The sequence below is a fragment of the Ruminococcus difficilis genome, from assembly GCF_016680995.1.
Genome location: NZ_JAEQMG010000020.1, coordinates 1 through 14,114 on the forward strand (window position 1 = coordinate 1; position 14,114 = coordinate 14,114).

Sequence of the window (14,114 nt, forward strand, 5' to 3'; positions counted from 1 at the left end):
CACTGCGGCTTGCTCTCCTTGTTCTGCGCGGCAAGGTAGTTGTCCTTTTTCGTCATATCAATCAGTGACATCGGATTGTTCGGTATCGCGCCTTCCTGATATAGCTGCTTGAAGAACATCTTGAGCAGTGAGTACGCTTTCTTGCTCGTTGTGAAGGCGTATCCCGCGTTCATGTGCTTAGTGAGTAGTTTCTTAATATCGGCAGGAGTAACATCTCCGACAGGCTTGTTGCCGATGTAAGGATAGATTTGGTGCTCGGCTGTGCATTCATAACGATCATATGTCGTTCTCTCAACCTCCGGGAACTTATACACCCCCAGCCAGTTTTTCATGCTATCTTTCAAAGGCTTTTTTGATTCATCCGAGTTGGCGACCTGTTCATTGAAGTTTTTGACATATTCCGTTATCTTCGCTTGCAGTGTCTTTTTCTTCTTGCTCGAAAAACTCTTACGCTGAGTTTCGCCGAATTCATCCTTGTACCGCACCAGACCTATCCAACGTCCATCGCTTTTCTGCCATATATTGCCGTTGTCCAGTAATTCTCTTTTCATGCTTTAAACACTCCTCTGTTTTTTGGGTAACCACAACAATACCACAAGCAGTGGTCAATATCCAGCGAATACCCTAACAAGATTTCTCTTGACTTTTTGTGTATTACCAACCATATCGCTTCAATGAAAAATCCCTATAACTTGGCGTTTGTCAAGCTATAGGGATGATAATTCTATTCCTCTGTCCATATTTATTATATCGTATCTGAGGGAACGTGTCAAGAGCGTTTCCATGCTATTTTCGTATTATCCAGTCGCATCGCAGCCGCTGAAAAAAGGCGTGTGGTATTCAACTATGAAAACGTGGTCGAGCAGTGGTCAAAATCTACGACAATGACGTGCGATATTCAGGTTGGTCATACGCGATTTTTGATAGAGTGAAATGCGCATGACGTGCGTATCACACGCGGTAATACAAGTTCTTACTCAAATCGGCGTTTTTGTGTTGAAAAACGCTTGACAAAACCGCGTGTCTGTGGTATCATATTTCCTGCAAGTGAGCGAGGCTCACCACGCAGCAACAGAACACTTAGGGGTATAGCTCAGTTGGTAGAGCAGCGGTCTCCAAACGGGAACCGATACTTAATTCCCCGCATGATTACTGGATTTCCTAGGCTTGAAACATCGGTTTCAAGCCTTTTTTCGTGTTTTGATTTTTGCAAGTCGTTAAAGTGATTTATGCAAAATTGAGGTCAAAACCTGCAAAAGATTTTGGAACAGCATCAAAAGACCAGCAATTTTTCATTAGGTTGGAAAGAGACGATTTATCCCCTTCTAAAAACCTTGGCTGATACTTTTCCGAGTAAGTATACATAAATACCAAGGCAGTCTCACCCAACGAAAACCAATTTAATTTTACCCCCATCATAAATCTAAATTTCTTCTCGATAAAGTATAAAACGCTGCACTCAACAAGTCATGTCAAGTGCAGCGTTCGCTGATTAAAATATAAAGCTGTCACAACTCCTGTCAGCGCTTTCAGCATAGCAGAAAAGAAATTGTTACTGGGTTTTCGTTTTTAGATAAAATCCTTTTCTTTGTTTATGCGGCTCAATTTTTGACCCGTTACAGTACAATATCCTGCGTGCCGATTTCTATGAATTTTTCATTTTCAAAGACAATGGCAATACCGTGTTCTTCATCGAAGCGATAATCGCAAAAGAGAGCTGCTGAGCGGATTTCAGTAGTTCTCGGAAGATAGATATCGGTTGGATTCACATATTTGAAGATATTATCAACCGAATCGCTTTCAAGCTCGGCAAAGTCATCGTTAAGGATATAGTTTTCTACCCGCTTTTTGCTGTCCTCAATAGCTGCATCAGCTTTCAAAAACGCTTCCAAAGCCTGTTCCTGAATCGGCAATACTTCTTCATTGTCAAAGCAGTCAAATGTCACCCTTAATTCAAATTCTCTTCCCCAGATCGTTAGTGTTTTACGCATCAAATCTACTCCTTATATTCACACCGTCGCGCAGTTTGCATTCATATACTCCGCCTTTATGTCTCACGTTTTGATGAATATCCCTTGAAACCAGATCACAGTGTTTCATATCGCTGCATTCGTGCCAAGATAATGTATTTTCCTGGCGATATTCTTTTACCTGTTGAGCAGTCCATTCACTTCTGCCATTATGCATTTCTTTATTCCACACTTCGGCACATTTAGAATCAGCTTTGTTGAAGTTGCTTTGACGGATATCAGTCATACCTTCAATTTCAACCGTCTGTTCGGATACCTTTGAAAAATCCGCAACACCGTTTTTGAATTCAATTCCATCCTGTCCGTATTTTGCCAATTTTTCTTTCACTTTAGAGTCTGTCGGTTTCCATTTTGATAATCCTCTCTCACCTAACCAATGTCCCCCGCTCCCTTCGAGCGGAGTATTCTTTATTCGTTCCTCCAGCTTAGAAAACAACGGATTATCAATAGAACTGAACGGATTAATTCTGTCCTGCAGAGATTTGGATAAGTCTGATAAGAATGTCAGATTTTCAGGAAGAAGATCAGATACCTTGACGGCTTTTTCGGCAACTGTTTCAACCGTTTTGACAACAGTTGCTTCTGCCACTTCCGCAGTTGTTTCCGCGACTTTCCCCATTACCGCACCTGCTGCCCAAAAAGCCATTAAAACCCCCTCCATTTCGATTCAAACACTTTATATCGTTCGGAAACCCCGGCATATCGTTCGTCCGAATAAATTGTAAACCATATATATTTCCTGATAGGTTCTGATAAAGCATCATTATTCAACGAGTATCTTTCATCTATATAACTATGTGCTTTTTTCATACCTTGAGTCGGGTTTTCAGCATCTTCCAGAATTGACGCAACTTTCTTTCCTCCAAATAGATTGTACGCAACATGACATTTCTCAAAGTCATCCAGAGGTTTCGTTTCTAACGCCTTGTGTAAAATGTGTTTTGTATCATCTAATACATCTAATCTTTCTATCCATCCGCTTAGAAATGATTTCTTAGAGAAATCTATTTCTATTGTTTCCGAAGAGAGAAAAATACCTGATAAGAACTCCGAAATCATAGAATTGCTATCTATAGGCTGATATCTGAAAGGCTTTTCATGATCAAACCTTTCAGATTTGCAAAGCACCGCTTCCACCCAGTCATTTTGGTAAACAGCCGCAACAAATGAGGGCAGCTTGGTAAGCTCACGGATTTGTTCTGACTTGAGAGCAATTGATTTTCCAACGCGCTCACAATCTGCTTCGTCCGGCAAGCGGAATACCAGCTTGGTGTTGGTATTGCGAATGACAGCGTCGTCAAGAAGATCGGGCGCCTGATCGGATATAATGAATCCCTCGCCGTAAGTGCGCATTTCCGCGATAGCATTTGTCAGCATTTCTACCGATTTGCCTTGAAGGTTAGAGCTTTCCTGCGACTGAACAATTGACGTTTTCCTCAACAGATTATGCGCTTGCTTCACTACTGTATGCAGGATAAAAAGACCTTGCACAACGGAAGAAAGTTAGTCACCGGAGTCAACTGCGTGGCGCAATCTGCGTTCAACGAAATGGTGAATACCAAGCTGCAATACCGTAAACCGGGCGGCAGACAGTACTACCACATCATGCAATCCTTCCATCCGGACGAGCCGATTACACCCGAGACCGCGCACGAAATTGCTCTGCGTTTTGCCGAAGAAAACTTCCCGGGCTACGAGGTGTTGGTCGCTACTCACGTCGACCGTCACCACATACATTCGCATTTCATTCTCAATTCGGTGAACGCCGAGACTGGTTTGAAGTTCCATTCCGACAACCATGAAATCCAACGTCTGCGCGACGCCTCGGACAAGCTCTGTATGGAATACGGCTTTTCGGTGGTCGTTCCCAAGAGCAAAAAGGTCAAAGGTATGTCCACCGCAGAGTATCATGTAGCTGAAAAAGGTCAGAGCTGGAAGTTGGATTTGGCGATTGCGATCGACGAAGCGATGCGCTACGCCGTCAGCAAAAAGCACTTCATCGAGCTGATGGAGATGGAAGGTTATAAGGTCAAATGGAAGGATACGCACAAATATCTCACCTACACCTGCCCGAACGGCAAGCCATGCAGGGATATTCGGTTGCATGAGGAAAAATATTTGAAGAAGAATATGGAAGATGAATTCAGAATCAGAAAAGAAATCATTGCCCGAGCTGAAGGCACAGGCACAGAGAAATCTGGACGTAGCAAAGCAGACGACGAGATTCGTTTCCGTACCGGAGAGGTCGTGGACGGCAATGGTGCAACTCCAGCAGACACAAATCAATATGCTCGGTTCGATAGCGGAATCGCTGAAAACTCTGGCAACATGGAGCGACCTCTCGGATATGCAGGAGGAACAGTTGGCGCAGCTGACAGCACGAACCGAGCAGACGGAACAGACCCTGACGGCGTTTCAGGAGACGCTTCGGGAGCAAGCGGAGCAGATTCAAGCGTCGACCTCGACCTCAATGGAAACCTTCCAATCACAGGTTGGGAAAGCGAGCGAGAGCTTCTCACAGCAACTCTCATCGGAGGAACAGGCGGTGAACCCCCACAAGCCCTGACGGGTCTGCGTTTTCTTCCGCGCAATGATAGTAACAACCGCTATGCCGACCACCTCTTTCTGTCTAACAGCTCCGTGAGTTTACGGTTAAGCGCGGCGTATTCTTCGGTCAACTGTTCAAGATTTACGCACGAAATCTTTCCCATGTTACTGAGAACAGTATCTCCTGCTTTTTAACTCTCCGGCTCAAGATTCGGCAGTTTGTCTTCACTCCAATCGTCCCTAAGTGCATACTTGCAGACGGTACGATAGTTGAGATTTGTTGTTCTGGCGATTTCCGCCAAACTTTTCTCTTCCTTTTCGTAGAGATGTTTGATATACTGTTGTTGAGCCATTTTCAACACCCTTTCTTCAACTCCTTAGGTTTTTTCTGTACCCTAAAGAGTAACTGATTTTTCAGGTGCTGACAATGGCTTTTTTTATCAGCCCAGCCTATGCACTTTTCGTGCCCATTTTATGCACTTTTATTTTACTAAAAACAACGATAACTCGGTTATGGAAAACTTCTTTGGTATTATGAAGCAAGAAATGTATTACGGTAAAGTATACTAAAGCTTTGATGAACTGAAACAAGCAATCGAAAAATACATCAAATACTACAACACAAAAAGAATCAAGCAAAAGCTTGGCTGGTTGAGTCCTGTCAACTACAGACTCAATCTTTTAGCTGCATAACAAAAGCGCAGTAGTCGCTAAACTACTACGCTTTGTAAATCTAAGTCCAACTTTTTGGGGTCACGTCATAGAAAAATAACCTTCCGTTTTGTCACTATTGCACATATAAACAGATTCCCATTTGTCGGCGTTTACAAACCATCAGCTATTCGTTGTAAAATTCTTGTAAATTGAATAAAAATATCATATAATTTTTATAGAAAACCGTTCTAAACGGGTAATGTAAAGGAGCATGAATATGACAAGAAAACTCATCAGCCTAACACTAATCTTAGCGCTCATTATGAGCATCACATCCATTTCTGTTGTTTATGCCAATGCAGCAAAAGATGACATTACTGTGGGAGCAGAAACGCTGAATACAAATGATCCTCTCTCAATGATCGGCAAATCAAAGCAAGCTATTGTCAACACTTACGGAAGTGGTTACCGTACCACTACAATGCCCGGCGGCGGTCAAACACCTTATATTTACTACAATAACGCAAATATTCCATATATGTTTGGTATGGATAGAAACGATAAGATTTTTGTAGTAAATATTTATCCGCTTAACGGTTTTACTATATATTTATTTGATGGATTAACCAATCGCTCCACATATAACCAGATTCTTCGCGCGAATACAACGCATTATTATACGGCAAACGACCAAGTACATTATGATGATTATAAAATGTGTATCGAGTTTAATTACACACCATATATCTCAGTAATATATAATTGGACGAACACAGATAAAAACTCAGTCGCTGATTATGTGCAGGTCATTAAGAATAATACTGCCTTTTATCCATCTAACTTGTCTGCCCCCAAACTAAAATCTGCTGTCAGCACAAGTAACGGCGTCAAGATTACGTGGGACAAGGTTCAATACGCTGAAAAATACCGTGTATTTTACAAAGGATCGAACGGCTCATGGAAGCGTCTCGGAGATACAGCCAATACCTCGTTTGTAGACGATGACGTTAAATCCGGCTCAACCTATACCTATACCGTCAGACCAATCAACTCTGCGGGCGATGTGTACACAGGTGCGTTTGACAGCAAAGGAATCTCTGCGACATACAATCCGCCAATGCTCGCTGTACCTCAGATTACCGGATTCGAAAGTACCTCCGACGGCGTAAAAATCAAATGGAACAGAGTTAGTAATGCATATGGATATCGCGTGTTCTACAAAGGTCGAAACGGTTGGAAAGGAATGGGTAACACGTCCGAAACCTTCTTTATTGACACCGACGTCAACGACGAAGTGACCTACACTTATACCGTCCGGTGCATTGATAAAAGCGGTAACTTCGTCAGTGATTACAACAATAACGGCTGGCAGTACACTTATTTAAAGCCACAGCTTGCAACGCCGCAAATCACAAAATTCGAGAGTACCACTGAAGGCGTTAAGATTACATGGAACAAAGTCAGCGGTGCTTACGGTTACCGGGTATTTTACCTTGGACGAAGCGGTTGGAAAGGCATGGGCAATACCACGGACACTACCTTTGTTGATGATGACGTCCGTGACGGCGGCGCTTATACATATACCGTCAGATGTATCAATCAAAACGGAGACTTTACCAGCCGCTACAACACAAACGGCTGGAAATATACTTATGTCAAGCCACAGCTCGCTACACCGCAAATCACCAAATTTGAGAGCACCTTTGACGGCGTAAAAATCACATGGAATAAAGTTGCAAACGCTTACGGATACCGTGTGTTCTATCTTGGAAGAGACGGCTGGAAGGGCATGGGCAACGTTACAACAAACACCTTCCTCGACACGGATGTAAAGGACGGCGGCGTCTACACATACACAGTGCGCTGTATTAACGCCAACGGAGATTTTGTCAGCCGCTACAACACCAACGGCTGGAAATACACCTATAGAGTTCCTTGGCTCACTACTCCGCAAATCAACTCTCTCAAAAGTACAGACAATGGTGTAGAAATCAAATGGAACAAGGTTTCGGGAGCAGCTCAGTACCGTGTATTCTACAAAGGCGCAAACGGCAGTTGGAAGCGGCTTGCCACAACCGTCGCAACCTCATTCACTGATGATGACGTGCGCTCGGGAAGCACTTACACCTACACCGTGCGCTGTGTTGACGCTTCGGGTGAAATCTACACAAGCCTTTACGACAACGCAGGCAAGTCGATAAAGTACGTTAACGCAAAAGCGGACTATATCGATAAGCTGATGGATACCGTTGACAGTTGGTCATATAGCGACATGATAAAAAACGGAGCACAATCCGGGTTTACTTTCATGGATTTGGATTTTGATGGTGTAAATGAGTTCATTGTTCAGCGTGCCGGAGGAACAATGCTAAATCATGACGCAGTTGTCTATACCTACAAAAACGGAAAAGTTACAAAAGTACCTAGTAATGAGGAATTTATACAGAACATGAAGCTTGATTATTACTATAATACAAGTACAAAAAAATATTATATTTTTGGTGAAGCGATTCGAGCAGAAGGCACAATGAATAACCGTTCCCTTTTAAACTATACGCTTACCTATGCTAATAATCGTATCACAACAGAGTATTACTCGGCATACTGGCTAAATATTGCTGCGCGTTCACCCAGCGGCAGAGACGAATATCACTATTACGACGGTGCAGCCGGATATCGCCCGGGAATCGGAAATCAGAAGGAGATTACCGAGGCACAGTACAACAGAATCAACTCTGACAAGCTAAAGAACTGTGTAAACTGTAATATGAAACGTAGATTTGTCCTCCAGTATGAGTGGAACCCCCTTTCGAAAGCAGAGAAACGCCGACAGATACTTGACGCTTATAATGCTTTCAGCTATACCAAGCATTAATTGAAAATAATTATAACTCAAATAGTTGTTAAATCATCTAATAAAAGAAATATAAGACTAAGATTACGAACATAGCGGGGAGTTGCTTATATGAAAAAAATATTTATCAGCATACTATTAATACTGGCAATTATGCTAAGTGTAGTTTTCGGTACAGCAATCAATGTCGGAGCAATTAATACAGAGGAATCCGTCGGTACAGAAACGACACACATGAGTAATGGATTCATATATCAGGTTTATAGTGAATCCGCAATGATTACCGGCTATACGGGAACATCAAAAAGCGTAACCATTCCTGCCAAATTAGATGGTTATCCTGTTAGATACGTTGGAGATAATACTCCAAACACAGGTGAAGGATTTCCGTTAACTGGTATTGAAAACATAACTTCTGTTACAATTGGAAATAATGTAATTGGTATTTCAGGCGCCGCATTTAAAAAAGCAACAAAATTAAAAACACTTTCCATCAAAGATAGTGTTTCCGAGATTCATTGGGCTGCTTTTAAAGGTTGTTCTTCGCTTAATACTATTAATATATCATCTCACATAAAGTACATGGGCGCTGGTGTTTTTGATAACACTGCTTGGCTGAACGCACAGCCAAATGGAGTAGTGTATGTTGGCAATTTTGCCTACACATACAAGGGGACTATGCCATCCAACTACACGCTTAATATTAAGAACGGAACGTACGGTATAGTTCCCTTAGCTTTCTATAAATGTAATAACTTAAAATCTATTAATTTACCATCTTCTTTGTGCTGCATTGGCAGAGATGCATTTGAAGGAACTTCATGGTATAATTCTAAATCCAACGGCAGTGTATATGCAGGCAAGGTTCTATACAAATACAAAGGAACCGTGCCCGATAAAGTTGTACTGAATAATGATACTGTTGGGATTGCCGAAAATGCTTTTTGGGAGTTCTCAAATTCAAAAGTAGGCTTAAAAGTATTATCGGTTCCTGACACCTTAAAAGCCATCGGTGCGCAGGCGTTTGTGAATTGTGATAGTCTAAGAAAGCTCTATATTCCAGCAAACGTGGAATACATTGGCGATATGGCATATGGCAAGTCGTATCAATATAAATTCATTCCCGGACAAGGTCAATATCAGATTTATGGAAGTTCTGGTTCAGTTGCTGAACTGTTTGCTAACAATAATGACATTCCCTTTTCTAACCGCATTAATGAATACAAAGCATATGAGGGACTCCCTGCCCCCAAACTAAAATCCGCCGTCAGCACAAGCAACGGCATCAAGATTACTTGGGGCAAGGTTCAATACGCAGAAAAATACCGTGTATTTTACAAGGGTTCGAACGGCTCATGGAAGCGTCTCGGCGATACGGTCAACACCTCATTTGTAGACGACGACGTAAAGTCAGGCTCAACTTATACCTATACTGTCAGACCAATCAACTCCGCGGGCGACGTGTACACAGGCTCGTTTGACAGCAAAGGAATCTCCGCGACATACAATCCGCCAATGCTCGCCACACCTCAGATCACCGGATTTGAAAGCACCTCCGACGGCGTCAAAATCAAATGGAACAGAGTCAGTAATGCATATGGATATCGCGTGTTCTACAAAGGCAGGAACGGTTGGAAAGGAATGGGCAATACAACCGAAACATTCTTTGTTGACACAGACGTCAGCGATGAAGTGACCTACACTTATACCGTTAGATGCATTGATAAAAGCGGTAATTTCGTCAGTGATTACAACAATAACGGCTGGAATTACACGTATTTAATGCCTCAGCTTTCTACTCCGCAAATCACCAAATTCGAGAGCACCGCTGAAGGCGTCAAAATTACATGGAACAAAGTCAGCGGAGCTTACGGCTACCGGGTATTCTACCTTGGAAGAGATGGATGGAAAGGCATGGGCAATACCACCGGCAACACCTTTGTTGATGATGACGTTCGTGATGGCGGCACTTATACATACACCGTCAGATGTATCGGTCAAAACGGCAACTTCACCAGCCGCTATAATACAAACGGCTGGAAATATACGTATGTCAAGCCTCAACTTGCCACACCGCAAATCACCAAATTTGAAAGCACCTTTGACGGCGTAAAAATCACATGGAACAAGGTTGCAAACGCTTACGGATACCGTGTGTTCTATCTTGGAAGAGACGGCTGGAAGAGCATGGGCAATACCACCGGCAACATCTTTGTCGATGATGACGTCCGTGACGGCGGAACCTATACATACACAGTGCGCTGTATTAACGCCAACGGAGATTTTGTCAGCCGCTACAACACCAACGGCTGGAAATACACCTATAGAGTTCCTTGGCTCACTACTCCGCAAATTACCTCTCTCAAAAGTACAGACAATGGTGTAGAAATCAAATGGAACAAGGTTTCGGGAACAGCTCAGTACCGCGTATTCTACAAAGGCGCAAACGGCAGTTGGAAGCGTCTTGCCACAACCGCCGCAACCTCATTCACTGATGATGACGTGCGCTCGGGAAGCACTTACACCTACACCGTGCGCTGTGTTGACGCTTCGGGTGAAATCTACACAAGCCTTTATGATAACGCAGGGAAGTCGATAAAGTACGTTAACGCAAAAGCGGACTACATTGACAAGCTGATGGATACCATTGACAGTTGGTCGTTTGAAGATTACAGGGGAATGGTGGCTCAATCCGGATTCACATTTATGGATTTGGACTTTGACGGCGTTAATGAATTCATTGTCCAGCGCGAAGGCGGCACGATGAGAAACTTTGATGCGGTTGTCTACACCTATAAAAATGGCAAAGTCGTCAAAGTGCCTGCCAACGAGGAGTTCATTCAAAACAACAACTTCCAATATTTCTATAATACCAGCACGAAAAAATATCTGATTGTCGGAACCGCAGTTTGTGCAGAGGGCACAGTGAATAACCGGAAAATATACAACTACTCACTCACGTATGCCAATAACCGCATTACATCTGATTATTATTCTGCATGTTTTGTAAATGTAGCATGGCGTTCACCCAGCGGAAAGGATGAATATCATTATTATAACGGTGCCGACGGCTATTACAAGGGAATCGGAAATCATAAGGAGATTACTGAAGTACAGTACAATACCATCAACTCGAACAAATTGAAGAATTGCGTAGATTGCAATATGAAGCGTAAATTTGTTATCCAGTATGAGTGGAATCCGCTTTCGAAAGCAGAGAAACGCCGCCAGATGCTTGACGCTTATAACGCTTTCACCTATACCAAACATTAATTTAGAATAATTACAAAAAATGCCGACAGAGCAGATGTTCTGTCGGCATTTAGTATGATTATTTTGACAATACAATAAATTGAGCTATCTTAGGATTAATTTCCTTCATCTTTCAGAATCACTGAAATATATATGATGCACAGATTCACATAAACGCATCAGCAGTTGAATCGCTGATTTTAGTTAATTCAATCTGATCAACAGTCATAAAACCGTATCCCATTGAACTGCGTTCCGTAATATCCGCTTCTAAAATAATAGTGTCGCCATCGAAAGTCAGCGTTCCGCTGCCTTTGTTTGTCCACGAATCGGTATAATCAAAATGCGCGACATTATCTTCAATAAAAAGAGTGCTCTTGGGAACAGTAGCGATGTGTCCTGTTGAACCGGATAAACTCATCGAACACTCAATTTTATTGTCTTCAACCGAGAAAATCACGACATTATATCCGCGCCCGATTTCACCGGTGTTTCCCCAACTGCCGAGGTATTTATCATATTTCCCGGAACCGGAATCATTATATTCGGGAATCGCTAATTCTTGAGGCAGAGCGACAATGGCGTAAATATCCGGATTGACCCGATTCATTTCATCGTCATCTTCTTTCTCGGTTGAGCTGTGTTTTGTTCCGGAATAATTATAATATACCTGGATGGTTTTGATTCGCTCCTTATCATATCGCAATATATGCCCAACACGCTCATTTGGCGGAATGGCACCGGTGGGTGCGTAACCATAGGATGCAATGAATTGTTGATAGTTCATATCTGCAGAAATAGAATCGTTCAGCTTCGCGGAATCATACATTGCAATAAAGCTTATAGTTTGATATTTTCCGCTTTTTAGATTTTCGCGGATTTGCACATTAGCCTTATTTTCGCCTTCCGTATTCTTAAGATTTTGATAGTCTTCCTGCGCTTCGTCAATGTAAAAAACAAATCCGGGGAGCTTTTCATCATTATAAATATAGAAACCACCGTCGGAATACCAAATAACGCCTTTGCTTTGGTCAAAACGAAACTCTCCGCCCATAATATCAATTATTTTGGGAACAGTCATTTCAGATAATTCCTCCGCAGTGTATTCTCTTAAAGTTGTTGCAGGCGCGACGGTAGTCGTGGCGATGCTCGTCGAAATTTCAGAAGTAGGTTGCACGGATGTTCCTCCCTCTGTGGTCGACTTTGTGGCAGCCGAAGTGTTATTCTCGGTCTGGTTGCATCCTGTTAAACTGATAAAAAGAACTACTATCATAACCGCAATTGCTTTTCTCATATCTTTGTCCTCCTCGAAATCAAAATGGGTGCCCAAAAATGAATCACGCAGAAACCTGCACGACTCAATTTATATCATAAATATAGTTTACCATATTTGAAAGTAGTGCGCAATCCAAAAATATTCTGCAAATAGTAGTGGAGTTGCACATAGAAAAACACCGCACAGAATTATTTACTCTGTACGGTGTCCTGTTTTGGGCTCCCAATCGGCTGTTTCTCCGGTGTTTTCAAATCATCCTTATGAGTATCAGCCTTTTGTCTGGCTGTCAAGAGATGACTCCAAAATTTCCAGATGCTTTTTGTTGGTATCAGAGTTGGAGCCGGGTGTATCATAAATCACAAAATCAAACTTTCCTACGGGTAAAGAAGAACGGACAAACGGAACGGAAATATCAATAAGCTCTCCAACCTTATGCTTCTCACCGTCCACCAGCTTTTCCTGATTCAGCATAGAAATCAATCTGTTCATACCTAAAACAGGATTTCCGTTGTAGCTAATCTTCGATAATAATTCTTCCTGCATCACTGAATCGGAAATTCCAAGAACAGAAACGTCGTCACCATAGCAAACTGAAATGAAGCTGTCATCAAGCTCAAAGGAAACACTGTATGAGTCAGAGCAATTGATCCGAAACACCTTCGCGGTAGTTGGATCGGATCCGCTCGGAAGAATATCCTCGCCAATCAGACTGTTGATAAAAGCGGATTTGCCGGCGCTGTACAAACCCAGAACGCAAACAGAAACAGACGGTTTGATGGTATCCTCATATTTCTGGATCAACTCAACGATACTGCTTTCCTCATATTTTTCCAGCGTGGTCTTGATACGGGCAAACCTGTCCAATCTCTTTCATGACATAATCAGCGTCCCAATAAAAAGACGAATTTTTGGTGCAGACTATGCAGCTATCAGGATAATACAGCGTAATAACACGGCAGAAATCACCGTAATCGTCCGCGTTACCGATGAAATCAATCTCCAAGCCAATATTGCCACGATTGAAATTGCGGTTAATGATATCCAGGATTTCAAACGCGCGGTTTTGGATTGTGGCATAAATATACTTGTCGCTGACCAGTTCAGAACTGTACTCTTCCAATCCGACATATTTGCCTTCGCCGGGGTCATACCATTTATATTCGATAGTTTTGGCATACGGATCGCAGATTATCCTCATTTTATTAATTGTCGACATACTAACACCCTTTCAAAAGCAACAAGAACCAGCTAAATGAAGTTTAATGCAGTATAATTATATCAACTCTATCAATAAAAATCAATATGATTCTGGATTTTTCATACATATTGTATATTCCAATAGTTTTATTGAAAAAGCTGCTCCACTATCACTCCAATATCTTAAGACTATACTCTCCGAGCTTAATATTTGTATTGACGATGCCGATGTGATGTTCCAGACTGAAAATGATGATGGAATCCCTTGTATCGCGCGCATACAGAGGTGCGTAACCGCTCTTTT

11 protein-coding genes and 1 pseudogene are annotated in these 14,114 nt (G+C 42.3%); 4 read left to right on the forward strand and 8 right to left on the reverse strand.

Going from position 1 to position 14,114, the window contains the following annotated elements:
* From JKK62_RS01150 to JKK62_RS17915, 4 genes are all read right to left on the reverse strand, one after another.
* A partial coding sequence (locus JKK62_RS01150) for a tyrosine-type recombinase/integrase (protein ID WP_201426586.1) occupies positions 1-551 on the reverse strand: 551 nt, incomplete at its 3' end.
* 1,065 nt (positions 552-1,616) lie between these two features.
* A complete protein-coding gene (locus tag JKK62_RS01160; RefSeq protein ID WP_201426588.1) occupies positions 1,617-1,991 on the reverse strand; it encodes a DUF6985 domain-containing protein in 375 nt (124 codons plus the stop codon).
* A complete protein-coding gene (locus JKK62_RS01165) occupies positions 1,984-2,676 on the reverse strand; it encodes an HNH endonuclease (RefSeq protein WP_201426589.1) in 693 nt (230 codons plus the stop codon). Before JKK62_RS01165 ends, JKK62_RS01160 begins: the two co-directional genes overlap by 8 nt.
* Complete coding sequence (locus JKK62_RS17915) at positions 2,676-3,407, reverse strand: ATP-binding protein (RefSeq protein ID WP_366502806.1); 732 nt, start codon at positions 3,405-3,407, stop codon at positions 2,676-2,678. The genes JKK62_RS01165 and JKK62_RS17915 overlap by 1 nt, the downstream gene beginning before the upstream one ends.
* Before the next feature lie 69 nt (positions 3,408-3,476).
* On the opposite strand from JKK62_RS17915, the gene JKK62_RS01175 reads away from it, so the two are divergent.
* Complete coding sequence (locus JKK62_RS01175) at positions 3,477-4,772, forward strand: relaxase/mobilization nuclease domain-containing protein (protein ID WP_201426590.1); 1,296 nt, start codon at positions 3,477-3,479, stop codon at positions 4,770-4,772.
* Here JKK62_RS01175 and JKK62_RS01180 read toward each other — a convergent pair.
* Entirely contained in the window at positions 4,769-4,930 is a 162-nt protein-coding gene (locus JKK62_RS01180; RefSeq protein WP_201426591.1) for a hypothetical protein, read from the reverse strand. The two genes, JKK62_RS01175 and JKK62_RS01180, sit on opposite strands and share 4 nt — an antisense overlap.
* Positions 4,931-5,075: 145 nt before the next feature.
* Between JKK62_RS01180 and JKK62_RS17415 the strand changes: the two are divergent.
* The 3 genes and pseudogenes from JKK62_RS17415 to JKK62_RS01195 form a co-directional block, all read left to right on the forward strand.
* Positions 5,076-5,270, forward strand: a pseudogene (locus tag JKK62_RS17415) (IS3 family transposase); the annotation flags it as partial.
* Between the two features lie 238 nt (positions 5,271-5,508).
* Positions 5,509-8,106, forward strand: a complete 2,598-nt coding sequence (locus JKK62_RS01190; protein ID WP_201426592.1) for a fibronectin type III domain-containing protein — start codon at positions 5,509-5,511, stop codon at positions 8,104-8,106.
* A 90-nt stretch (positions 8,107-8,196) separates the two neighbouring features.
* Complete coding sequence (locus tag JKK62_RS01195) at positions 8,197-11,358, forward strand: leucine-rich repeat protein (RefSeq protein WP_201426593.1); 3,162 nt, start codon at positions 8,197-8,199, stop codon at positions 11,356-11,358.
* A 145-nt stretch (positions 11,359-11,503) separates the two neighbouring features.
* Here JKK62_RS01195 and JKK62_RS01200 read toward each other — a convergent pair whose 3' ends face one another.
* From JKK62_RS01200 to JKK62_RS01210, 3 genes are all read right to left on the reverse strand, one after another.
* A complete protein-coding gene (locus JKK62_RS01200; protein ID WP_201426594.1) occupies positions 11,504-12,631 on the reverse strand; it encodes a hypothetical protein in 1,128 nt (375 codons plus the stop codon).
* A 249-nt stretch (positions 12,632-12,880) separates the two neighbouring features.
* Positions 12,881-13,477, reverse strand: a complete 597-nt coding sequence (locus tag JKK62_RS01205; RefSeq protein ID WP_201426595.1) for a dynamin family protein — start codon at positions 13,475-13,477, stop codon at positions 12,881-12,883.
* Positions 13,434-13,829, reverse strand: coding sequence for a hypothetical protein (locus tag JKK62_RS01210; protein ID WP_201426596.1), 396 nt, complete (start codon positions 13,827-13,829; stop codon positions 13,434-13,436). The genes JKK62_RS01205 and JKK62_RS01210 overlap by 44 nt, the downstream gene beginning before the upstream one ends.
* Positions 13,830-14,114 lie beyond the last annotated feature (285 nt).

Coding starts and splice junctions, on each gene's coding strand:
- JKK62_RS01160 (WP_201426588.1), bottom strand. CDS start 1,991: ATGCGTAAAACACTAACGATCTGGGGAAGAGAATTTGAATTAAGGGTG.
- JKK62_RS01165 (WP_201426589.1), bottom strand. CDS start 2,676: ATGGCTTTTTGGGCAGCAGGTGCGGTAATGGGGAAAGTCGCGGAAACA.
- JKK62_RS17915 (WP_366502806.1), bottom strand. CDS start 3,407: ATGCTGACAAATGCTATCGCGGAAATGCGCACTTACGGCGAGGGATTC.
- JKK62_RS01175 (WP_201426590.1), top strand. CDS start 3,477: ATGCGCTTGCTTCACTACTGTATGCAGGATAAAAAGACCTTGCACAAC.
- JKK62_RS01180 (WP_201426591.1), bottom strand. CDS start 4,930: ATGGCTCAACAACAGTATATCAAACATCTCTACGAAAAGGAAGAGAAA.
- JKK62_RS01190 (WP_201426592.1), top strand. CDS start 5,509: ATGACAAGAAAACTCATCAGCCTAACACTAATCTTAGCGCTCATTATG.
- JKK62_RS01195 (WP_201426593.1), top strand. CDS start 8,197: ATGAAAAAAATATTTATCAGCATACTATTAATACTGGCAATTATGCTA.
- JKK62_RS01200 (WP_201426594.1), bottom strand. CDS start 12,631: ATGAGAAAAGCAATTGCGGTTATGATAGTAGTTCTTTTTATCAGTTTA.
- JKK62_RS01210 (WP_201426596.1), bottom strand. CDS start 13,829: ATGTCGACAATTAATAAAATGAGGATAATCTGCGATCCGTATGCCAAA.